Origin of the sequence: Paraburkholderia ribeironis (assembly GCF_900019265.1) — a bacterium.
Classification (GTDB): domain Bacteria; phylum Pseudomonadota; class Gammaproteobacteria; order Burkholderiales; family Burkholderiaceae; genus Paraburkholderia; species Paraburkholderia ribeironis.
Genome location: NZ_CYGX02000080.1, coordinates 33,036 through 54,821, shown reverse-complemented (window position 1 = coordinate 54,821; position 21,786 = coordinate 33,036). Strand labels below are relative to the sequence as shown.

The following is a 21,786-nucleotide window of genomic DNA, read 5'->3' as shown; positions in this document are numbered from 1 at the left end:
GGGGCCGGGGTGACCGCCGGAGCGGCCGGGGCTACCGTCGCCGGGGCGGGCGGCGGCGTGGCGGCGAGCTGGTCCGTGCCGCTGACAGGCGGCGTCATTTGAACCACCTTGCCGGCCGCCTTGCTGGTTGCGCCGTCGACGGAGTTCAGTTCTGCCGGCGTCGTCGTGGCGCCGCCAGTTACCGTGCCGACCGCGACGGGCGGCGGTTCGTCTTTCGGTAATAGCAGGTAACCACCGACTCCCAGATCAACCACGAGCAGGCCGATTATCAACACCTTGCCGCTATTCGTCATATTTAACCAACGGGTCGTTCAAGAACTGTGATGAATCGATGATAAACGACTATTCCGTGGCCCCAATTAGCATATACCGATCACACCGCGACGCATCTTTGCACTCTTGATGCGAAGAGGCCTGTACTATACGGTGCTGCGGGACATCGACGCGGCAGCCAGCGTCTGGATGCCCGGCGCATAAACATCGACGAGGCACGCCGACGTGCCCCCCAGCGGACCATGCCGAGACCGGCAACGGCAAAAACAACGCGCTGACAATGCGGCTCATGGGCAGGGCGGCCGTCCTTCATGTCTGGGTCGTGCCGCGATATGCCGCGATATGCCGTGCGCCCAGGCCGGTTTGCCAGCCTGGCGGCCCGCCTCTGGGGTGCCACGGCGGCGGCGTGACGTACCACGTGAAAATATGAACAACTTTATCCGACCACCTGTTTACTATCCGGCAACGATTGTCTTCGTCGACGACAACGACAGCTACCTCGATGCCCTGCGCCGGTTCTTCCCGGACACGTCGACCAACCTGTTTTTCACGCGACCGCAAGCCGCGCTCAGTTTCATTCGCCAGCATGCGCGCGAGAATTCGCTGGAGTTCGCGTCGGCGTCGGCATGTCTGAGCGAGCCGGGTGTCGAGCGTTTCGTCGAAACCTCGGCCGAGCGCGACATCGTCGCCCGGTCGTCGCGTTTCGAGGAGGTCGCCGCGGTCGTCGTGGACTTCGACATGCCGGCCATGGACGGCGTCGAATTTCTCGCGTCGATATCCCATCTGCGTTGCGCGAAAGTGCTGCTGACCGGCGTCGCGGACGAAACCGTCGCGGTCAAGGCGTTCAACGCCGGCATCGTGGATCTGTATCTGAGAAAGACGGATCCGGACTCGGCCAACCGGCTGGTCCATTTCCTGAAGGATGCGAAGAGCCGGCACTGTTCGGAGTCGGGCTGGCTCGCGTTGGGCGAGAACGGCATGACGTATTGCGATCCGAGAACGCGCAAGGTCATCGACGAGGTGATGGCCGCTGAAGGCATCGTCGAGTACTACTGGCGTCCCGAGCAGAACGCAATCCTGATGTTCGACCGCGCCGGCAATCCGAGCGTGTTCGTCGCGTGGGCCGAGAACGACTGGATCTCGCAGGGCGAGATCGTGGCCGACGAGGGCGGCCCTGCCGAATTGTTGCGTCAGTTGGCGATACGCGAGGTGATGCCGATCTTCTGGCCGGACCTGGCCTACCGTCGCGGCATGGAGGTCAGGACGCTGACGCCGCGCAGCATCCCGGGCTGGGACGATGCGTTCTATGGCTGGACCCGCATCGACGCGGCCGAAGTGGGCGTTGACCTCGTGACGTTTTCAAAATGGCGGGCTGAGCGCAATCGCTGAATCGCGCATTTACTGCGCACTAGTCGCACATTAATCGCGAGCCTGTCCGGTCAGAAAATCGCACACGTCCTTATGCATGGCCTGCACGCCCGGGCTCCATTCAAGCGCGCGCCAGCAGCCATGCACGAGTCCGGCGCCGATCCTTAGCCGCGCGTCACCACCGGCCGCGCCGATGCGCTCGACGAATACGCGTGCGTCGTCTCTCAACGGATCGTGTTCAGCGCCGATCGCCAGCGTCGGCGGCAGGGCGTCGAAGCGCGCGGCGTCGAGCGGGATCGTCCACGCGGGGTAGCGCGCCGACTCGCCCTTGCCCCAGTACGAATCGCGGAAAGCATAAACGTCCGTCAGCGTGAGCATCGGTGCGTACGCTTCGGTGTCGCGCGCAGGCCGTTGCGGCTCGACGCCGAGCATCGGATAAACCAGCGCCAGCCCGCGCACGCGATCCACTCCGTCGTCACGCAGCCGCATCGCCACGCTGGCCGCCAGATTGCCGCCGGCACTGTCGCCGGCCAGTTGCAGCGCGGCGTCGTCGTGCAGATCGAAAGGCAGGCGTCCGGCCAACGCGGCGAGCGTCACTTCCATGCAGTCGTCATGCGCGGCCGGCGCAGGATGCTCGGGAGCGAGCCGGTAGTCGACCGCAATCACATCGAGCCCGGTATCCAGCGCGATGCGGGCCGTGATCATCTGATGGCTGTTCAGCGAGCCGAGCACGAAGCCGCCGCCGTGAAAATACAGCACGCTGCCGCGGACCCCTTCGTGCGCGTTCGTGCGACGCCGGTAAAGCCGCAGCGGAATCGTATGGCCCGCCCTGCTGGTGAAGCTGGCGTCCTGCAGCATGACCTCGCCCGGCAGCGGCGGTGCCAGCATGGCCGCATACCGGTCGTACATCCTGCGCTGCTCAGACGGCGTCGATGCGGCGGAATGGGCGGGATAGATCGCGGTGGCACGTTCGATGAATGCGGCGATTTCCGGTTCAAGCATGTCCGCTCCGATGGTGTTGGGTCCCGACAGGCAAGCCGATCACGCGTCCCGCAAACGTCGGCGGCGGCAATGCGGCGTGTGCGTCGGCCAATGCCCGCACGCGGGCCTCGACGTCGTGATCGAACGCGACGCCGCGCGGCCCGCTGGTATCGATGTGCATCAGCATTTGCTCGCCTGCGGCCACGGGCTCGTCGCGAGTGCCGCTGAACATCTCGAGATAAAGATGCAGCCGCTTCGCATCATGCCCGAGCACCCGCATATCGACGCGAACTTGCGCGCCTTCCTTGATCTCGCACAGGTAGTTGATATGCGCTTCGAGCGTGTAGATCGAACGCTGCCGCGCTTTGCGCACCGCGTCGGACAAGCCGATCAAATCGATCAGCGTATCGGTCGCGAAGCTGAAAATCAGCATGTAGGACGCGTCGCGCAAGTGGCCGTTGTAATCGACCCATTCAGCCCGCACGGTGTCGTGGTAACAGGGCAGGGCAACTGGATGCGGCATGGGAAATCGTCTCCTCGATTCAATGCGTACGCCGTGGTGTTGTGTGCGGTTGATGCGCGGGCGCTGGCGGCGCGCCTCGTGGTTCGACGTGAAGGGCGCGGTGCGTGCGCGGCGGCGCTACCAGTTTAGTCACGATAGCGCGAGTGCGGGCGAATGGCGACGTACGGCCGATGGGCAAAGGGATGCGGGCTGCGCGAGCATGTACTGGCACTGATTTGTGACGGTTATCGCAACAGTGAGTTTATTGGTTAGGGGTTTATACCCTATATAAGCTGACTCCTGGACTGTCGCCATTCGCTGCGGACCCTTAGGCCCGCAGCGCGATACGACAACAATCACGACCTCCGTTTGTCTCTTCACGCGCAGCCTCGAAACCTTCCCGCTGCGGGTAATCACTGACTCGCGCGCACGCTGATCGCCCGATCTCGCGCCACTTCCAACGGCCTTTCCAGCGGTTAAGCAAATTTCTATTGCCCCCGCAGATTTTGAATAACAAAGCGTTGCCGACGGCACTTACACTGCATTCCGAACTCCTGCTGCGAGCCGATCGATACCGAGGCGCAGCGGGGCATGTCGTTGAGTCGATCTGAATGATGCACCGGCGCTCGACGAATCATTCGTTTGGAGACCTTATGAAAGAACTGATGCTGGTCGGCACCGCCGCCAATCGTCCGAATGCGATTGGTTCGATGTATCGCCTGAGGCCCGGCGGCGAGTGGGAAAAGCTGACCGACTTCCCCGACGACGCCTCCGTGCAGGCGATCACGCCGCATCCGCAGCGGCCTGATCTGCTGTTCGCTGCCACGCGCAAAGGCGTGTACCGGTCGAACGACGGTGGCGATTCATGGACCCGATTGAACGTGACGAACGAGCCGATCCAGTTCTGGAGTGTCGTGATTCACCCGACGCGTCCCGATACGCTGTTCGCGGCCGGTGGCCCGGTCAGCATCTATCGCAGCGACGACGGCGGCGACTCCTGGCGCAAATGCAAGGCCGATCATCCCGAGCGCTTCAAGATTTCGTTCGGCGACTCGCGGGTCATGCGGATCGCGTTTCATCCGCTGAACCTCGATGTGATGTACGCGGTGGCCGAGATCAATGGTTTGCTGGTCAGCGAAGATGGCGGCGACACGTGGCGCGGCGAGCCGGACGGACTGCTCGCGCTCGCGCAACTGCCGCATCTGCAGAGCCGCATCGAAACCGACGACGACGCCGAAGGCATGTTCGACGCTCACTCGGTTTGCACCACGCCGGCCGATCCTGATGCGCTGTTCTATATCTGCCGTCTCGGCGTTTTCGAAAGCCGCGACAAGGGCAGGACGTTCCGCGATCTCGAAGTGGGCAAGTTCGCACCGTTCTCGTACGCGCGGGACTGCCGCTTCGTATGCGACGACCCGAAGAAGATGTACGCGTGCTTCAGCATTTCGTCGCGCAGCAACTCGGGCGCGCTGTACGCGAGCGACGACCTCGGCAAGCGCTGGTACCGCGCCGATTCGCAAGTCGCTCCGGCCAGCACGATGCTCGGCTTCGGCGTGCACCCCACTGACTCGAACGGCGTGATCACCGTGACGCGCGGCGGCCAGGTGTTCTTCACGACCGACGGCTGCCAGAGCTGGACAGAAAAACCGCTCCCGTCCGGCGCAGGCGATGCGTTCTGTGCGGCGATGCTTTGAACGAATCAGGGACGATCGAAACCATGACAGAAAGACTCAACGGCGTAATTCGCGCGCTGCAAACCGGACGCCGTATCGCATTCACGTCGTTCATCCAGGCTGAAGTGGAATCGGCGGTTGCGTTTGCGCAGTCGTCGAATGACGGGGTGGTGTTCGAGCTGGAACATACGCCTTGGGATATCCGCTCGCTGCGTGAATCGATGCAGTTTCTGCTGCTGCGCGAGCGCATTGCGAAGGCCCAGTCGATTGCCTGCCAGATGACGCCGCTGGTGCGCATTCCGCCGAGCGGCAGCGAAATGAATCAGTGGTTTGCCAAGCAGGCGCTCGATCTCGGCGCATACGGCATCGCGTGGCCGCGCATCAGCACGCCCGAGGAAGCCTATAACGCGGTTGCCGCGTGCCGCTATCCGCGGCTCGAGAGCGCGCCGCTGTACGAGCTGGCCGGTTTGCGCGGCGATGCGCCGATGCCGGCCGCGCGCTACTGGGGCGTGTCGCAGCAGGAGTACTACCGCAAGGCGGATGTGTGGCCGCTCGCGCCGGATGGCGAAGTGCTGGTGGTGCTGATGATCGAGGACACGCGTGCGATCGAGAACCTCGAAGAGATCGTCAGGCAGGTGCCGGGCATCGGCGTGCTGCTGATCGGCGAGGGCGACCTGACGCAGGAACTCGGCTGCCCGCGCCAGTACGACAACCCGGAACTGTTGCGCATGATGGATCACGTGCTGGAAGTGGGTAAAGCCTATGACATCCCGGTCGGTCATCCGCACGTCACGGGGCAGAACGTGAGCCGGGTCATCGAACAGGGCTACCGGTTCCTGATGACTTATCCGAAGCGCGATTTTTCTGCGCTGGACAAAGGCCTGCAACTGGCTGGACGTTTGGCGGAGGCATCATGACGGTAAAACTGTCCATCGTGCTGGGGCAGCACGGACAGGTGCGCGATCTGCGCAATGGAACAGTCGGCGTCGCAGGGTTCGAGCTCGAGTTCATCGAAAAGAAACGGATGCCGGACGCCTATCGCGAGATGGCACGCAGCCAGCCGTACGACATCTGCGAAATGGCGCCGACATCGTATCTGATGGCGGTGGCGGCAGGCGCGCCGATCACCGCGCTCGCGATACCCATGACGCGCCGCTTCCGGCACGCAGGCATTGAGCGGCTGCGTTCGGCAACGATTCGTGGTCCGAAAGATCTCGAAGGCAGGCGGGTTGGCGTGCGTACCTATTCAGTCACGGCCGCGGTGTGGACGCGCGGCATTTTCGCCGATGAGTATGGCCTCGATCCCGACAAGGTGACGTGGGTTACCGAAGAAGAGGAGAACGTGCAGAGCTTCGCCACGCCGCCGAATGTGCAGCGGCTCGCTGACGACCAGTCGATCGCGGGCCTGCTGAAGCAGGGCGAACTGGAGGCGGCGTTCGGCGGACTCGCGGGCGCGGGCGACGCTCTGGAGGACCAGCTCGTCGAGATCGTCGAAGACGCCGACATGCGCGAGCGCGACTGGTTTCGCCGCACCGGCATTTATCCTCTGCACGGCATGATCGTGGTGCGCAACGATGTGCTCGAACGGCATCCCGAACTTGCGTTGGCGCTGTTCGAAGCGTTCACGCAAGCGAAGACAAACTATCTCGCACGGATTCACAGCGGCGAAGCTGCCGGCGCCGAGGATCTCCGTTATCGCGAACTGGCGCAGTGGGTCGGCGATCCGCTGCCGTACGGATTCGACGAAAACGCCAGGTCGCTCGAAGCGCTGGTGCGTTACGCGCATCGGCAGCGCCTGATTCCGCACGCGCCGCCGTTGCGCACGGTGTTCCACGACCCGCGCGTCATCCAGAGCAAAGCGCGGGATAACACCCAGATCAACACACAGGACAACGCCCAGGGCAGCAAGCACGATAACCCGCTGGCAACCGCGAGCCGCACATGAAAGGGACCGACATGACCACGCTCACCGCGATGATGGGCTCGTATAAGAAGACTGCGCCGCTGAAGGACGGCAGCGTAGCGTCGCCGCTGCTGCGCCTCGATTTCGCCGATGTGGATACCGCGCAAAAAGCGTTCAAGGACGTGGTGCGCGGACTGAAGTTCGATGTGGCGGAACTCGCGGTCGTCACATTCCTGCAAGCATACGAGGCAGGCAAGCCTTATGTGATGTTGCCGTTCGTGATGAACGGCATGTTTCACCACAAGAGCATCCTGTGCCGCGCCGACGACGATATGAGGCCGCAGGATCTGGCGGGAAAAACCGTCGCGATGCGCTCGTATGCGCAAACCACGCCGACGTGGGTGCGTGGCATTCTGTCCGACGAGTACGGCGTCCAACTCGACCAGGTGCGCTCGCAGAGTCAGGAAGGCGCGCACGTTGCCGAATACCAGGACCCCGAGTGGGTCACGCGGATCGATTCGACGCTCAGCCTCGAGGACATGCTGCGCGCCGGCCAGGTCGATGCGATCATCGCCGGTGGCGCGTTGTCGGGCGATCCGGGCATCCGCACGCTGATCCCCGAGCCGAAGGAAGCGGCCGCGGCATGGCACCGTCGCACTCACGTAGTGCCGATCAACCATGTGGTGACGATTCGCAAGGAGATCGCCGAGTCGCGCAGCGATCTCGTACGCGAAGTCTTCCGTATGCTATTGGAGAGCCGAGTCGCGGGTGGTGACCTGCCCGCCGCGAGTGGCCCGGACTTGCAGCCGGTCGGTTTCGATGCGTTGCGTCCAGCCCTGGAAACGGTGATCCGGTATGCGTTCGAACAGAAGCTGATCACCAGACGCTATGCGCCCGACGAGTTGTACGGGAACGTCGCGAACATCTTGAGCTGATAGCTGAACTGCGAACGTGTGGTACATAAGCCGGATCGTCGTATAACAAAGCTCTAACAGCACCATTTTGCATGGGACCTGAGTAGGGCGCTAAAGCGCCAACTCCGGTCGACCGCAATCATTTGCATGGGACGAGAGTAGGCGCTAAAGCGCCAACTCTCGTCGACAGGAGACAGCCGTGGCCTCACCGATTACTGGAATGTCATACGTCAGACTGAGTGCGCCGGACCTCGGACGCATGCAGGCGTTTCTCGAAGACTTCGGCATGGTGCTCGCGCATCGCGACGCTCAGCGTCTCTACATGCGAGGCGTCGGTGATTCGCCGTTTCTTCACGTCACCGAACTGGGTGCGCCCGGCGTGATCAGCTTCGGTTACGCGTTGAGCGAGACCGCCGACCTCGCCGCACTGGCCAAATTGCCCGGCGCGCAAGGCATCGAATCGCCCGACGCGCCGGGCGGCGGCCAGCGTATCCGGTTGCGCGATCCGAACGGCTTCTGGCTCGAACTGGTGACGGGCCAACAACGCGTCGCCGCGTTGCCGCCGCTCGAACTGGTGCGCGGACCCGAGGGCGAAAGCCGCTCACTCGGCCCCGCGCGGGTCGTGCGGATCGCGCATACCGCGTACGCGACGCCGAATCTGTCCGACATGATCGGCTGGTATCAGCGCACGCTCGGCCTGCTGCCCACCGACGAACTGTTCGTCGGCCAACCGGACAACGTGATCGGCCAGTTCAATCGCGTCGACCAGGGCGACGCGCTGGTCGATCATCACGTGATCTTCCTGCTGCGTGGCCACCGCGCCGGCATGCATCACGTGTCGTATCAGGTGGAAGGGGTCGACGACATCTTCTTCGGCTACGACCACATGGCGCATCGCTCGCATGACCATGTTCGCGGCATTGGACGCCACGCGCTCGGCAGCCAGATTTTCGACTACTGGATGAGCCCGTACGGACAAATGCACGAGCACTGGATTTCACACGAAAAGCTCAATGCGGCGAGCCGCTTCAACCGCATCCAGATCGGCGAGGGGATGAGCTACGACACCGGCGAAAAACCGCCGGAGCGGTTTGTCAAACAGGCCACGCCGATCGTCGCATGGCCGGGCGCCAACTAAAACGCGACGCCCGCCGCGGCGGGCGTCAGCTCCAAAAACAACGGTAAACCACGATGATTATTGATTGTCACGGGCACTTCACGACAGTGCCGAAAACACTACACGAATGGCGGCGTGCGCAGCTCGCGAATGGCGGCGGCTTTTACGGCGCGCCGCTCAGTATCTCCGACGACGAACTGCGCGACGCACTGGAAGCAGGGCAACTGAAGGAGCAGCGCGCTCGCGGCCTGGACCTGACGCTGTTCTCGCCGATCGCGGGGCAGATGGGGCATCACCTCGGCACGCTGGAAAACAGCATCGAGTGGTCGAGGCTTTGCAACGATCTGATCCATCGCGTCTGCTCGTTGTATCCGAAGAACTTCGCGGGCGTCTGCCAGTTGCCGCAATCGCCGGGGCAGGGGCTCGAAGCGTCGGCGCAAGAACTCGAACGCTGTGTCGTGGAGTTGGGTTTCGTCGGCTGCAATCTGAACCCGGACCCGGCCGGCGGCTACTGGACCGACAAGCCGCTGACCGATCGCGTCTACTACCCGCTCTACGAGAAGATGGTGGAGCTCGACGTACCCGCGATGATCCACGTGAGCAGTTCGTGCAATCCGTGTTTCCATCACGTCGGCGCCCACTACCTGAACGGCGACACGACCGCGTTCATGCAACTGCTGCTGTCGCCGCAACTCTTCAAGGACTTCCCGACGCTGCGTTTCATCATTCCGCACGGCGGCGGCGCGGTGCCGTATCACTGGGGACGCTACCGCGGCCTCGCGCAGGACATGGGCTTCGAGGCACTGGATCAAGGCCTGCTGAAAAACGTGTTCTTCGATACTTGTGTGTATCACCAGGCCGGCATCGACCTGCTCACGAAGATCATCCCTCATCGCAACATCATCTTCGGCTCGGAGATGATCGGCGCGGTCAAGGGCATCGACCCGCAAACCGGTCATCACTTCGACGACACCGGCCGCTACCTCGCCGCGACGCCGCATCTGTGCGACTGCGACCGGCAGCAGGTGTTCGCCGGCAACGCGTTGAATCTGTATCCGCGCCTGAAGGATCGCGTCGCGGCCTGAGTCATAGATTGGGTCATAGAGGTTGTTGAGGTCATTGAGTTCATCGAGGAAATACCATGGATTTGGGAATCGCCGGAAAAAAAGCACTGGTTTGCGCATCGTCGCGAGGGTTGGGGCTCGCGTGCGCGACCGCACTGGCGCGCGAGGGCTGCGAAGTCACGATCAACGGCCGCCATCGCGATGCACTGGAGAGTGCCGCCGCGCAGATCGAGTCGGTGACGGGACGGCGTGTGCGCATCGTGGTCGCGGACCTGAACACGGAAGAGGGACGCGCCAGCCTGATCGAAGCGTGTCCCGAGCCGGACATCCTGATCAACAACAACGCGGGACCGGAGCCGGGCAAGATCGGCGACTGGAGCCGCGAGGACTGGCTCGGCGCGGTCGAGGGCAACATGCTCGCGCCGATCTTCCTGATCAAGGCGTTCGTGCCGGGCATGCGCGAGCGGCGCTTTGGCCGCATCGTCAACATCACGTCGGCGATGGTGAAGTCGCCCAGCGCGACGATGGGACTGTCCGCCGCAGTGCGCGCGGCACTGACCGCGCTCAGCAAATCGGTGCAGCGCGATAGCGTGATCGACAACGTGACGATCAACAACATGTTGCCGGAACGCTTCGACACCGACCGTCAACAGTACATGGCCGAGCGCATGGTGAAGAAGGACGGCATCACCGTCGCGGAGGCGAAGCAGCGGATCGCCGCGACGATCGCCGCAAAGCGCCTCGGCGACCCGATGGAATTCGGCGACGCCTGCGCGTTCCTGTGCAGCGCACAGTCCGGCTTCATCTCGGGACAAAACTTGCAACTGGACGGCGGTTCGTACGCCGGTCTGGTCTAACGGAGAATCGACGTGAAATATTGCAGCTTTGAGATCGACGGACGCACGACTTACGGCGTCGTGGTCGGCGATGGCGTGGTGGACCTCGGCAAGCGTTTCGGCGACGAATACGCGGACCTGAAGGCATTGGTCGCGGCGGGTTTTCCGCAGCACGTGGCGGCCGCCGCCTCCGAGCCCGCCGACTATCCGCTCGCACGCATCCATTTTCTGCCGCCGATCGCGGCGCCGGTTCACATCTGGTGCCTCGCGCTGAATTACGCCGAGCATCACAACGAAGTGCAGAACGCGGGCCGCGTGCAGGAATTGCCGAAGTCGCCGGCCTTGTTCGCGCGTGCGGCCGACTCGCTGGTCGGCCATGGCCAGACGCTGCTGCATCCGGGTGTGAGCGAGCAGTTCGACTTCGAAGGCGAGCTGGTGGTCGTGATCGGCAAGCCCGGCTACCGGATTCGTGCGGAAGAGGCGTTCGAACACATCGCTGGCTTTACAATCATGAATGAAGGCAGCGTGCGCGACTGGCAATTCCACACGCGGCAGATCACGCCGGGCAAGAATTTCTATCGCAGCGGATCGATCGGACCGTGGATCGTGCCGCGCCGCGAGATCGAGGACGTCGATCAACTGCGAATCCGCACCACGTTGAACGGTCAGGTGATGCAGGACGAGTCGGTCAGCAGCATGATTCACAAGATCCCGCGCTTCATCGAATACGTGTCGACGATCGCGCCGCTGTACCCCGGCGACATCCTCGCGACCGGTACGCCGAGCGGCGTTGGTTTCTCGCGCACGCCGCCGGTCTTCATGAAGGTGGGCGACGTTTGCGAAGTCTCGATCGACAGGATCGGCACGCTGCGCAACGAGGTCGCCCAGGAATAAAACCATTTGCACCGGCTGGCGCCTGATTGCGCCTGATTGCGCCCGGCCGGCTGCGCGACCGAACAACGGACGAACTCTTCCCCCGAGCTTGCGATGCGACGAATCGAGACCACGGCGTCTGAGAAAGACCTGCCAGGCATCTGGCAACTGCGGGTCTTCGAGGCTGTCGCGCGCCATGAGAATGTCACGCAGGCGTCGCAGGAGTTGTTGCGCTCGCAGCCGGCGACGACCTCCTGCATCGCGGCGCTGGAAGGCATGCTCGGGGTCGCGCTGTTCGAGCGTTCGCCAACCGGCACGTATCTGACACCGGTCGGCGTCGCCGCGCTGGTGCGCACGCGCAAGATCCTGCAATTCGCCGAGGAGGCCGCGCAACTGGTCGGCAGTACGCGCAAAGTGTCGCCGCTGGCGTTGGCGAGCAGCATCACGCGCACGCAGATGCGCTGTCTGATTGCCATCGAGGAATGCGGGTCGTTTCGCGCTGCCGCGCGGATGCTCGGCATTACGGAGGCCTCGTTGCAGCGCGCGGCGCGCACGCTCGAACAGAACCTCGGCGGCCAGCTGTACCGCCATACGTCGACGGGCATCAACACGACCGAGGTCGGCAGCGAGTTCGCGCGCCGTCTGAAAATCGTCTCGAGCCAGATCGTGGCGCTGGTCGAAACCGTCAACGCGTACGAATTCCCAAAGGAGCGCACGGTCACGGTTGGCGTGCTGCTGCTCGACCCGACCATCCTGATCGTCAACGCGATCCGCTCGCTCACCGCGCAGTTTCCGGACGCGCGGGTCGTGGTGCTGAGCGGCACCTACGAGGCATTGCTCAACAAACTGTTGCGCGGCGAGATCGACTTCATGCTCGGACTGCTGAAGCAACCGGGCAAAGCGTTCGACTTCGTCGAGGAGCCGCTGTATCACGAACGCTACTGCGTGGTGGCGAGTCGCGAGCACCCGTTGACACGGCAGAACGCGATCACCGTCGATGCGCTGGCGCGCTATCAATGGGTGCTGCCGCCCAAGGGCTCGCCGCGCCGCGAAGCCTACGAACATATCTTTGCCGAAACCACGCCGCCGCCGGCGAGCATTGAAACCTACTCGCTGTCGACCATCCGCATCACGCTCTACGACGCCGAGATGCTAACGGTGCTGAGCTGGACCGAAGTGCTGAGCGAGCGGCGCTTCGGCTTTATCGCGCCGCTGCCGGTGGAGGTGCCGTGGGACGGTCCGATCGTCGGCATCACGACCAAGCGCGACTGGCGTCCCAATGACGTACAGGCGGCGTTTTTGCATCATCTGAAGAGGAATGCGACGGCGATCGCCGGCGAGTCGGGCGTGAATTCCGCGCCCGGCTCACCGGCGCAGCCGGAGCCGCGCGGCCGCCGATCGCGTTCCTGAATTGCACGACTCCAACGGGGCTGGCGGATCGGGTTAGTGGCAGACGTTTAGTTATACGAATTAAAGCAATAAATAATGGAGACGGAGACAACCATGCTTCAACTCAATAGTGGGCGTAGCCCCTTTCAGGAACAGACACGCTTGTCCGGCAACCAGCGGCTTCTGCTGGGACTGGTCGGCGTGGGCAGCATGCTGGAGTTCTGGGACGCGTATCTGATCGGTTTCATCATGGCGTACCTGATCAAACCGTGGGGGCTGACATACGGAATCATGGGCGCGGTGCTGCTGTCGTCGGGTGCGGGCGCGATCGTCGGTGGCGTGGTGTGGGGCAGCATGGCCGATCGATTCGGCCGCAAGCCAGTGTTCGTGATCTCGCTATTGCTGCTCGCCGCGGCCAGCGTGGGCCTCGCGTTCACGCCGGAAGGCGGCTGGATCTACATGGCGGTGCTGCGCGTCGTGATTGGCTTCTGCACGGCGGGCTATTTCATCCAGATCGCGCTGGTCCACGAGTTCACGCCGCCGCGGCGGCGCGGCATGCTGACCGGCGTCGTTTCGGCGATCACGACGGGCGGCCTGTTCCTCGGTGCGTTTAGCGGCGCTTACGTGATCCCCGCGATTGGCTGGCGCTGGACCTTCGCGTTGGGCGCGGCGCCCGCCGTGATCGCGTTGATCGGCGCGGTGTGCATCCCGGAGTCGCCGCGCTGGCTCAGCCTGCAAGGACGCGACGCCGATGCGCGCCGCTCGATCGCCTGGGCGCTCGGCAGGGCGTCGTTCGATGCGCCGATCGACGCGCCGATCGACGCGCCGCAACCGGTTGCCTCGCGCGGCTGGTTCGAACTGCTGCGCTGTCCGCGCAGCGTGATCACGGCCACGTTGATCAACGTCGGACTCATCGCCGGGTACTACGGCATCGTGCTATGGGCGCCGACGCTGCTTGCGCAAATCCAGCAATTCTCGCCCGCGACCGCGGCGAAAACGATGATCGGCTTCAGCCTGCTCGGGATGCTGTCGCGGCTGTCAGCCGCCGCACTCGCGGACCGCATCGGCCGTCGCAAGACCGGTGGCTACTTCGCGATCGTGGCCGCCGCCGCGCTGCTGGCAGCGGGTTATATCGGCCACGGCGATCTGTTGACGCCTTCGTTGTTCTGGGTGCCGTTGCTGCTCGCGTTCATCTTCGCCGACGGCAGCTTTTCGGTTTGCGCCGCGTATTCGACGGAGATCTGGCCGTCGCGGCTGCGTGGCACCGGCTCGGGCTACGCCGGTCTCGCCGGCTCGGTGGGCAAAATTCTCGGGCCGCTCGGTCTCGCGTTGACTGCTGGCTCGAGCAACGTCGTGATGCCATGGGCCACCGTCACGGTGATCGTCCCCGCGTTTCAGTTCCTTGCGTTGTGTCTGCTGATGTGCGGCATCACGTATCTGACGATCGGCATCGAAGCACGCGGCAAGGCGCTCGAGTCGATGGATCACAGCGGGGACGCGTCGCGTGCGGCGGACCCGACGCCCGAGTACAGCAAAAACGGATGACCCCGGCAGTTTTTCGATTGGGCTTGCAAAGCGCAAGCCCATAGACTGGCTTCAACAACCGGCGCGGCGCCCGAAACACTACGCCAGCCCGGCCGAAGCGGACCAAGCAGACCAAGCAGAGCAAAAGAGAACAGAACGGAAGCGTGAGGACCTGATGAGAAAATTGCGCGTGGGGATGATTGTCCCGTCGTTGAACACCATTGCAGAGGACGACTTCCGCACCTATTGCCCCGACGACGTGTCGTATCACGTGCATCGCATCCGTCTGCGCAAGGAAGCGGGGCGCGTGACGATGGACAGTCTCACGCGGGCGTACCTCGAAGCAATCGACGAGGCTGGCTATCTGAAAGACCTGTCGCCCGACGCGATCGCATTCAACTGTACGGGCGCGAGCGTCGCGAATGGCAAGGACTGCGACGCGCGGCTCGCGCAACGCATGGCGGAAGCACTCGCGATCCCGTCGACCAATACGATGGTGGCGATCAAGCAGGCGCTTCACGCGCTGCAAGCCAATAGCATTCTGCACGTCTGCCCGTTCAGCGACGAATTCTCGCGCGTGGAGCGGCAGTCGCTGATCGACTCGGGTTTCGACGTATTGCGCACCGTGTCGCTGGGCTTCACCGATGCGAAGGTGGCCGCGCAGATGGAACCGGCCGAGATCGCGCAGGTGGTGCGTCAGCAGATCGACGGCGACACGCGGGCGGTGCTGCTGTCATGCGCGAATGTGCGCGCGTTCGAAGCCGCCGATGAACTGGAGCGCGCGCTGGACCTGCCGGTCGTCACGAGCAATCAGGCGATGCTCTGGTCGGTGCTCGGCGCGGTAGGCTGGCGCGGCGAAATTCGCGGCGCCGGCCGCTTGTTCCAGGGCCAGTGAAGCCGCTGCCGCCAACCAGTCTTATCCGACCTCCACGACAATCCGATAACGAACTTCCATGCCGATCGTAGACGCACAAGTCCATGCCTGGTCCAACGGTGTATCGACCGGGCACCATCGACGCACGCCGATTACCGGTGACGTCCTCAAGGCGGAAATGACACAGGCCGGGGTCGACCGCACGCTGCTCGTGCCGCCGCTGTGGGACCCCGACGGCAACGCGTATTCGCTCGCGCTCGCCGAGGCCGAGCCGCAGCGCTTCGCAGTGATGGGCCTGCTCGACAGCCGGCTCGACAACGCCGGCCGGCTGCTGCGCGGATGGCGCGACCAACCGAACATGCGCGGCATCCGCTTTCTGTTCAACACGAAGGAGCGGCTCGCGCCGCTCATCGATGGCGAGCTGGACCGGCTTTGGCCGATCGCCGAAGAAACCGGCCTCGTAGTGGCGCTGCTGGTGCCGAATGCGCTGCACGTCGTCGACGCTCTCGCGCGGCGTCATCCGCGCCTGAAGATCATCGTCGATCACCTTGGCGTGCCGCGCGGCGCATCGGGTCCAGGCGCGTTCGATCATCTGCCCGCGTTGCTCGCGCTGGCCGAGCATTCGAACGTGCACGTGAAGGCGGCCGGCGTCGGCGATTACGCGCTCGACCCGTACCCGTTCCGTTCGCTCGACGGCACGCTGCGGCGCGTGTTCGAGGCGTTCGGCGCCGGGCGGATCGTGTGGGCGAGCGAGCTGTCGCGGCTGCACCATCCGTACCGCCAGTGCGTGACGCACTTTAGCGAGACCTTGTCATGGCTGTCGGCCGCGGATCGCGAACTCATCATGGGCGGCAATCTGTGCCGGCTGCTCGAATGGGGGTAGGGCTAGCGTGGCTAGTCTGGCAGATGCGAATTTGATAAAAGCATAATTAAAAAAACAGACCAATCTCCAGGAGACAACCATGCTTTCCCCAGGCAGCTGGCCGTGCATCATTCTGCTTTACATCTACGGAACCGTCGCGACCTCGCTGGTGACGCAGTCGGTTCCCGTCATCGGCGACATCGCGAAGTACTTCGAGCTGTCTCACGCGAGCGCCGGCTGGGTGATCTCCATTCCGTCGCTGATCACCGCGATCGCGGCGTTGTTCGGCGGCTGGCTCGTCGACCGGATCGGCGACAAGCGGGTCATTTTCGGCGGCTCGCTGTTCGCGCTGGTCGGTAACCTGGTGGTCGTCGGCGCGCACGATGTGACGACGCTGTTCGTGGGCCGGCTGCTGCAGGGCGTGGGGTATCTGTCGCTGACGGTCGGCGCGGTGACGCTGATCATGCGCACCACCAGCGGCGCGCGGCGCAGTATCGCGCTGGGGCTGTGGACCTCGCATACGGCGGTCGGCATCGGGCTCACGCTGAGCATCGTCGCGCCGCTCGCGCAGCACGGTGAACTGTGGCGCTGGGCGTTCGGCGGACACGCGATCCTGATGGCGCTGCTCGCCTGCGCGGTGATCCTGCTGCCGGCCAAACAGGCCAACCTGCAAAGCCGCCGGCTCGCCGACATCTGGTTCGTGCTGAAAAGCCCGCGGCCGTATCGCGTGGCGCTGGCCTCGGGCGCGTCCGCGTTCATCCAGACCGGTATCATGGCGGCCCTGACGGTCTACCTGTCGCGGCGCTACGCGATTGCGATTCCGGCGGCGGCAGGCATCGGCACGCTGGCCGAAGTGTTCGTCGCCTGCGGTTGCCTGAGCGTCGGCCATCTGCTGAAAGCCGGCGTACGCGGCGGGCGGCTCGCGATCGTCGGCGGCATCGTGATGCTGTGCGGCGGCGTCGCACTGTATCTGCCGGCGGTCGAACTCGTTGGAGCGATCGTCGCGGTCTGCGTGTTTTCGCTGGGCATCGGTACGGTCAACGGGTACATCTGGACGCTGGTGCCGTCGTCGTCGCCGAGCATCGGCAGCATGGGCGCGACCAGCGGTCTGGTCGCACAAGCCACCTATCTCGGCGTGCTGCTCGGACCGCCGGCGATCTTCGCGAGCTTCTATGAAGGCGGCTGGATGGTTCGGGTCGGTCTGGTGGTGATCGCCGTGGTGTTGCAGCTCGCACCGATTCTCGGCTGGGGCCGCCCGGAAAGTCTCGACGAGCGGCAGCATGGTTCGGCTCAGGCGCTGGAACCGAATTGACCGCAGTGCAGAGCGGCGCGCGTTGCCGGTCGCGCGCCGCGATCCGCTCAGCCGGATAACGAGGACCGACCGGCAGCCCGCAAACCGAACGGGGCGGTGTATCAGATTCAATGCGTTGGATAGTCAATAAAAATTAGTGATACTAATCAAGGAGACGTCATGAGGTTTTGGAGGCTGGCACGAAAGGCGGCAGGGCGTGCGGGGCTGTGCGCCGCGCTGGGCACGGCGGGTATCGGTTGCGCGCAGGCACAGAGCAGCGTCACGTTGTACGGGATCATTTCCACCGGTATCGAATACGTGAGCAATGTGAAGGGCTCGCACCTGATCGCCCTCGCCAACGGCGGGATGATGCCGCCGCGTTGGGGGCTGCGCGGCGACGAAGATCTCGGCGGCGGAACACACGCGATCTTCACGCTGGAGAATGGCTTTTCGATCATCAACGGCGCGCAGCTCGGCGGCATGTTCGGGCGGCAGGCATTCGTCGGCCTGACCAATCAGCGCTACGGTACGCTCACCGCTGGCCGTCAATACGAGGAGATGACGGCGAGCCTCTGGTGGGCCGAGTCCGCCAATCTGTTCGCAGGCTTCGGCGCGCACATCGGCGATAACGACAACATGTTCTTCACCAACCGGTTCAACAACTCGGTTCGGTACGTGTCGCCCACTTTCTCGGGACTGACCTTCGCCGGCAGCTACGCATTCTCGAACTCGACGCAGTTCTCGAACAACAACGGCTTCAGCGGCAGCGCGAACTATGCGAGCGGTCCGTTGAAGCTCGGCGTGGCCTTCACGCAGTTCAACCGGCGCAGCAACGCGATACCGTCGAACCTGACGAGCGGCGCGGTCGATAGCACGGGGTGGGGTTTCAGCTCGCCGTTCGTGCTCAGCCCGACAGGAGCGGGTACGGACCAGCAGCGCATCATCGGGGTGGGGGCGAGCTATGACTTCGGCATCTTCAACATGCTCGCGAGTTATACGAACGTACTGTTCAACTACTCGGATTCGTCGGGACTCAGGCTGCAAAACGGCGAAGTGGGCGTTTATAAGCGCTTTACGCCTGCGTGGCTGGTCGGCATTTCGTACGTGTACACGGCTGGCGATTATTCCGGCGGCCGTTCACCGCACTACAACCAGGTGACGCTGGCGACCGACTACCTGCTGTCCAAGCGCACCGATCTGTTCCTCACTGGCATCTACCAGCGCGCCAGCGGCCCCGGCGCGTTTGCGCAGATCTACACCACCCAGGCGTCGAGCGGCCAATCGCAGGCGCTGGTGCAGGCGGGCATCCGGCATCGGTTCTAAGCTGGCTGGGATTGGCCCGCCTCGCCGGCCTTGGCGATGAAAGCGGCGGCAACGTCGATCCGTTGCCGCGCTGCCGTGCCAACTCGACGGGCTAGTCGGTGGGTGAGTCGGCGGGCAAATCGACAAGCGCTGCGCCCCGGCCCACCTGGCTCGCCCATCCGCAACGCCACGCTTGCATCTACACCCCGCCGACACACATGTACTTGATGACCACGTAGTCGTCGATACCGTAATGCGAGCCTTCGCGGCCGAGGCCCGACTGCTTGACGCCACCGAACGGCGCCACCTCGTTCGAAATGAGGCCGGTGTTGATGCCGACCATCCCGTATTCGAGCGCTTCGGCGACGCGCCAGACGCGGCCGATATCGCGGCTGTAGAAATACGCCGCGAGGCCGAACTCGGTGTCGTTGGCAAAGCGGATCACTTCATCGTCCGATGAGAAGCGGAACAGCGGCGCGAGCGGCCCGAAGGTTTCGTCGCGGGCGACCTTCATCGCCGGCGTGACGTCGGCGAGCACGGTCGGCTCGAAGAAGCCGTGACCGAGCGCGTGGCGCCGGCCGCCGGTGACGATGCGCGCGCCTTTCGTGAGCGCGTCCTCGATATGCGATTCGACCTTCAGCACGGCGGCTTCGTTGATCAGCGGACCTTGCGTGACACCTTCCTCGGTCCCGCGGCCTACCGTCAGTTGCTCGACGGCGGCGCGCAGTTTTTCGGCGAACGCGTCGTAGACTTTATCGTGCACGTAGAAGCGGTTCGTGCACACGCAGGTCTGCCCGCTGTTGCGATACTTCGACGCGATCGCGCCCGCCACCGCGGCATCCAGATCCGCATCGTCGAACACGATGAACGGCGCGTTGCCGCCCAGTTCGAGCGAAACCTTTTTCACCGTCGGCGCGCACTGCGCCATCAGCAGACGCCCGACCGGCGTCGAGCCGGTGAACGACAGTTTGCGCACCACCGGGTTGCCGGTCAGTTCCGCGCCAATCGCTTTCGGCTCGCCGGTCACGACGTTGAACACGCCGCGCGGCACGCCGGCGCGTTCGGCCAGCACGGCGAGCGCGAGCGCCGACAACGGCGTGGCCTCGGCCGGCTTGACGATGATCGGGCAGCCTGCCGCCAGCGCCGGGCCGACCTTGCGGGTGATCATCGCGGCGGGGAAGTTCCACGGCGTGATGGCCGCGCACACGCCGACCGGTTCCTTCGTCACGACGATGCGTTTGTCGCTGGCCGGCGTGGGAATCGTGTCGCCGTTCACGCGCTTGCCTTCTTCCGCGAACCATTCGAGGAACGACGCGGCGTACAGGATTTCGCCTTTCGCTTCGGCGAGCGGCTTGCCTTGCTCGGTGGTCAGGATGCGCGCCAGATCGTCGGCGTTCTCGAGCATCAGGTCGTGCCATTTGCGCAGGATCGTCGCGCGCTGTTTGGCGGTGGTGGCGCGCCACGCGGGCCATGCGGCGTTGGCCGCGTCGATCGCGCGGCGGGTTTCCGCCGTGCCCATCAGCGGCACCGTTGCGATGGTTGCGCCGCTGGACGGGTCGTTGACCGCGAATGTCGCGCCGTTGTCGGCGCCTTGCCACTCGCCCGCGAGGTAGGCGAGCGTCTGCAGAAGAGTCGGGTCTTTCAGGTTCAAGGTAGTCATCTGTGGTTCACCGTCAGGAGTGCTGTCAAACCGCTACCGCAACGCTTTCCTTCAACACGTCTTCGAGAATCGCCAGCGCTTCGTCGAACACGGTGTCCTGAATCGTGAGCGGGAACAGGAAGCGCACGACGTTCGAGTAGACGCCGCACACGAGCAGCAGCAAGCCGCGTTCGAGTGCGCGCGCCTGCACGCGTTTCGTAAATTCCGCGTCCGGCTCCGTGCCGCCCGGTTTGCAGAATTCGACCGCCACCATGGCGCCCGGTCCGCGCACGTCCGCGATCTGCGGTACCTCGCGTTGCAGCGCGGCGAGCTTTGCCTTGACGCGCTCGCCGAGCACGTTGGCGCGCTCGCACAGCCGCTCTTCGTCGATGATGTCGAGCACCGCATGCGCGGCCGCCAGCGCCAGCGGATTGCCGGCATAGGTGCCGCCGAGGCCGCCCGGCGCCGCGGCATCCATCACGTCGGCACGGCCGACCACGCCCGACAGCGGCATGCCGCCCGCGAGGCTCTTGGCCATCGTCATCAGATCGGGCACGACGTCGTAGTGCTGCATCGCGAACAACTTGCCGGTGCGCGCGAAACCCGTCTGCACTTCGTCGGCGATCAACAGGATGCCGTGCTCGTTGCACAGCTTGCGCAACGCGCGCACGAACTCGGCCGGCGCCGGATAGAACCCGCCTTCGCCTTGAACCGGTTCGAAAATGATCGCGGCCACGCGCTTCGGATCGATGTCGGCCTTGAACAGGAATTCGATGGCCTTCAACGAATCGGCGGTCGTCACGCCATGCAGCGGATTCGGGAACGGCGCATGGAACACGTCGGACGGGAACGGACCGAAGCCGCTCTTGTACGGCGCGACCTTGCCGGTCAGCGCCATGCCCATCAGCGTGCGGCCATGGAACGCGCCGGTAAACGCGATCACGCCCGGACGGCCGGTCGCGGCGCGGGCGATCTTGATCGCGTTTTCGACGGCTTCCGCGCCGGTCGTGAAGAAGGCGGTCTTCTTCGGATGGTCGCCGGGCGCACGCTGGTTGATCTTCTCGGCCAGCTCCACGTACGACGCGTACGGCACGATCTGGTACGCGGTGTGGGTGAAGTGATCGAGCTGGTCGCGGATCGCCGCCACGATCTTCGGATGACGGTGGCCCGTGTTGCACACCGCGATCCCCGCGGCGAAGTCGATGAACCGGCGGCCCTCGATGTCCCACAGCTCCGCGTTCTCGGCGCGCTCGGCGTAGAAATCGCACATCACACCGACGCCGCGCGGCGTGGCGGCGTCCTTGCGGCTCTTCAGTTCGGCATTCTTCATGGTCATCTCCATCGCTCCCGGTTTTCAGCGGACGCCACGCCCAAGACGCGGCACATGCTGCGACTATAATG

General features: G+C 64.1%; 19 protein-coding genes and 1 pseudogene. 15 read left to right on the top strand and 5 right to left on the bottom strand.

Features of this window, described 5'->3' with window-relative positions:
• Window positions 1-293 (bottom strand): annotated as a pseudogene (locus tag BN2475_RS28970) (hypothetical protein); the annotation flags it as partial.
• A gap of 406 nt (window positions 294-699) precedes the next feature.
• On the opposite strand from BN2475_RS28970, the gene BN2475_RS28965 reads away from it, so the two are divergent.
• The gene (locus BN2475_RS28965) at window positions 700-1,662 is read left to right on the top strand and encodes a response regulator (RefSeq protein ID WP_094782857.1); all 963 of its coding nucleotides are present in this window, start codon (window positions 700-702) and stop codon (window positions 1,660-1,662) included.
• A 30-nt stretch (window positions 1,663-1,692) separates the two neighbouring features.
• Here the strand turns inward: BN2475_RS28965 and BN2475_RS28960 are convergent, their stop codons facing one another.
• A complete protein-coding gene (locus BN2475_RS28960) occupies window positions 1,693-2,643 on the bottom strand; it encodes an alpha/beta hydrolase (RefSeq protein ID WP_094782856.1) in 951 nt (316 codons plus the stop codon).
• Window positions 2,636-3,145: a thioesterase family protein gene (locus BN2475_RS28955; RefSeq protein ID WP_094782855.1), complete on the bottom strand. Its 510-nt coding sequence runs from the start codon at window positions 3,143-3,145 to the stop codon at window positions 2,636-2,638. Before BN2475_RS28955 ends, BN2475_RS28960 begins: the two co-directional genes overlap by 8 nt.
• Before the next feature lie 632 nt (window positions 3,146-3,777).
• On the opposite strand from BN2475_RS28955, the gene BN2475_RS28950 reads away from it, so the two are divergent.
• The 14 genes from BN2475_RS28950 to BN2475_RS28885 all read left to right on the top strand — a co-directional run bounded on the left by BN2475_RS28950 (window position 3,778) and on the right by BN2475_RS28885 (window position 18,767).
• Window positions 3,778-4,818 carry a hypothetical protein gene (locus tag BN2475_RS28950; protein WP_094782854.1) on the top strand — a complete coding sequence of 347 codons (1,041 nt, stop codon included), beginning with the start codon at window positions 3,778-3,780 and terminating at the stop codon, window positions 4,816-4,818.
• 23 nt (window positions 4,819-4,841) lie between these two features.
• Window positions 4,842-5,714 (top strand): HpcH/HpaI aldolase family protein, encoded by an 873-nt coding sequence (locus tag BN2475_RS28945; protein WP_094782853.1) that lies wholly within the window; start codon window positions 4,842-4,844, stop codon window positions 5,712-5,714.
• A complete protein-coding gene (locus tag BN2475_RS28940) occupies window positions 5,711-6,742 on the top strand; it encodes an ABC transporter substrate-binding protein (protein WP_094782852.1) in 1,032 nt (343 codons plus the stop codon). Before BN2475_RS28945 ends, BN2475_RS28940 begins: the two co-directional genes overlap by 4 nt.
• A complete protein-coding gene (locus BN2475_RS28935) occupies window positions 6,739-7,635 on the top strand; it encodes a substrate-binding domain-containing protein (protein WP_094782851.1) in 897 nt (298 codons plus the stop codon). Before BN2475_RS28940 ends, BN2475_RS28935 begins: the two co-directional genes overlap by 4 nt.
• Before the next feature lie 199 nt (window positions 7,636-7,834).
• Entirely contained in the window at window positions 7,835-8,752 is a 918-nt protein-coding gene (locus tag BN2475_RS28930) for a VOC family protein (protein ID WP_094782850.1), read from the top strand.
• Window positions 8,753-8,805: 53 nt separating this feature from the next.
• Window positions 8,806-9,816, top strand: a complete 1,011-nt coding sequence (locus tag BN2475_RS28925) for an amidohydrolase family protein (protein WP_094782849.1) — start codon at window positions 8,806-8,808, stop codon at window positions 9,814-9,816.
• A 56-nt stretch (window positions 9,817-9,872) separates the two neighbouring features.
• Window positions 9,873-10,652 carry an SDR family oxidoreductase gene (locus BN2475_RS28920; RefSeq protein ID WP_094782848.1) on the top strand — a complete coding sequence of 260 codons (780 nt, stop codon included), beginning with the start codon at window positions 9,873-9,875 and terminating at the stop codon, window positions 10,650-10,652.
• Between the two features lie 12 nt (window positions 10,653-10,664).
• Window positions 10,665-11,525, top strand: coding sequence for a fumarylacetoacetate hydrolase family protein (locus BN2475_RS28915; protein WP_094782847.1), 861 nt, complete (start codon window positions 10,665-10,667; stop codon window positions 11,523-11,525).
• A 93-nt stretch (window positions 11,526-11,618) separates the two neighbouring features.
• A complete protein-coding gene (locus BN2475_RS28910) occupies window positions 11,619-12,914 on the top strand; it encodes a LysR family transcriptional regulator (protein WP_094782846.1) in 1,296 nt (431 codons plus the stop codon).
• Between the two features lie 93 nt (window positions 12,915-13,007).
• Window positions 13,008-14,438: an MFS transporter gene (locus BN2475_RS28905; RefSeq protein ID WP_159444620.1), complete on the top strand. Its 1,431-nt coding sequence runs from the start codon at window positions 13,008-13,010 to the stop codon at window positions 14,436-14,438.
• A gap of 154 nt (window positions 14,439-14,592) precedes the next feature.
• Window positions 14,593-15,312: a maleate cis-trans isomerase family protein gene (locus BN2475_RS28900; protein WP_143325952.1), complete on the top strand. Its 720-nt coding sequence runs from the start codon at window positions 14,593-14,595 to the stop codon at window positions 15,310-15,312.
• 58 nt (window positions 15,313-15,370) lie between these two features.
• Window positions 15,371-16,174, top strand: coding sequence for an amidohydrolase family protein (locus BN2475_RS28895; protein WP_094782843.1), 804 nt, complete (start codon window positions 15,371-15,373; stop codon window positions 16,172-16,174).
• Between the two features lie 79 nt (window positions 16,175-16,253).
• A complete protein-coding gene (locus BN2475_RS28890) occupies window positions 16,254-17,465 on the top strand; it encodes an MFS transporter (RefSeq protein WP_094782842.1) in 1,212 nt (403 codons plus the stop codon).
• A 159-nt stretch (window positions 17,466-17,624) separates the two neighbouring features.
• Window positions 17,625-18,767 carry a porin gene (locus tag BN2475_RS28885; protein ID WP_094782841.1) on the top strand — a complete coding sequence of 381 codons (1,143 nt, stop codon included), beginning with the start codon at window positions 17,625-17,627 and terminating at the stop codon, window positions 18,765-18,767.
• A gap of 178 nt (window positions 18,768-18,945) precedes the next feature.
• On the opposite strand, the gene BN2475_RS28880 is transcribed toward BN2475_RS28885, so the two are convergent.
• Both BN2475_RS28880 and BN2475_RS28875 read right to left on the bottom strand, forming a co-directional pair.
• Entirely contained in the window at window positions 18,946-20,406 is a 1,461-nt protein-coding gene (locus BN2475_RS28880; RefSeq protein WP_094782840.1) for an NAD-dependent succinate-semialdehyde dehydrogenase, read from the bottom strand.
• A 25-nt stretch (window positions 20,407-20,431) separates the two neighbouring features.
• The gene (locus BN2475_RS28875) at window positions 20,432-21,715 is read right to left on the bottom strand and encodes a 4-aminobutyrate--2-oxoglutarate transaminase (RefSeq protein ID WP_094782865.1); all 1,284 of its coding nucleotides are present in this window, start codon (window positions 21,713-21,715) and stop codon (window positions 20,432-20,434) included.
• Window positions 21,716-21,786: the final 71 nt, after the last annotated feature.

Coding starts and splice junctions, on each gene's coding strand:
- BN2475_RS28945 (WP_094782853.1), top strand. CDS start 4,842: ATGACAGAAAGACTCAACGGCGTAATTCGCGCGCTGCAAACCGGACGC.
- BN2475_RS28935 (WP_094782851.1), top strand. CDS start 6,739: ATGAAAGGGACCGACATGACCACGCTCACCGCGATGATGGGCTCGTAT.
- BN2475_RS28875 (WP_094782865.1), bottom strand. CDS start 21,715: ATGAAGAATGCCGAACTGAAGAGCCGCAAGGACGCCGCCACGCCGCGC.
- BN2475_RS28910 (WP_094782846.1), top strand. CDS start 11,619: ATGCGACGAATCGAGACCACGGCGTCTGAGAAAGACCTGCCAGGCATC.
- BN2475_RS28955 (WP_094782855.1), bottom strand. CDS start 3,145: ATGCCGCATCCAGTTGCCCTGCCCTGTTACCACGACACCGTGCGGGCT.
- BN2475_RS28895 (WP_094782843.1), top strand. CDS start 15,371: ATGCCGATCGTAGACGCACAAGTCCATGCCTGGTCCAACGGTGTATCG.
- BN2475_RS28885 (WP_094782841.1), top strand. CDS start 17,625: ATGAGGTTTTGGAGGCTGGCACGAAAGGCGGCAGGGCGTGCGGGGCTG.
- BN2475_RS28960 (WP_094782856.1), bottom strand. CDS start 2,643: ATGCTTGAACCGGAAATCGCCGCATTCATCGAACGTGCCACCGCGATC.
- BN2475_RS28950 (WP_094782854.1), top strand. CDS start 3,778: ATGAAAGAACTGATGCTGGTCGGCACCGCCGCCAATCGTCCGAATGCG.
- BN2475_RS28900 (WP_143325952.1), top strand. CDS start 14,593: ATGAGAAAATTGCGCGTGGGGATGATTGTCCCGTCGTTGAACACCATT.
- BN2475_RS28890 (WP_094782842.1), top strand. CDS start 16,254: ATGCTTTCCCCAGGCAGCTGGCCGTGCATCATTCTGCTTTACATCTAC.
- BN2475_RS28965 (WP_094782857.1), top strand. CDS start 700: ATGAACAACTTTATCCGACCACCTGTTTACTATCCGGCAACGATTGTC.
- BN2475_RS28880 (WP_094782840.1), bottom strand. CDS start 20,406: ATGACTACCTTGAACCTGAAAGACCCGACTCTTCTGCAGACGCTCGCC.
- BN2475_RS28940 (WP_094782852.1), top strand. CDS start 5,711: ATGACGGTAAAACTGTCCATCGTGCTGGGGCAGCACGGACAGGTGCGC.
- BN2475_RS28920 (WP_094782848.1), top strand. CDS start 9,873: ATGGATTTGGGAATCGCCGGAAAAAAAGCACTGGTTTGCGCATCGTCG.
- BN2475_RS28930 (WP_094782850.1), top strand. CDS start 7,835: ATGTCATACGTCAGACTGAGTGCGCCGGACCTCGGACGCATGCAGGCG.
- BN2475_RS28905 (WP_159444620.1), top strand. CDS start 13,008: ATGCTTCAACTCAATAGTGGGCGTAGCCCCTTTCAGGAACAGACACGC.
- BN2475_RS28925 (WP_094782849.1), top strand. CDS start 8,806: ATGATTATTGATTGTCACGGGCACTTCACGACAGTGCCGAAAACACTA.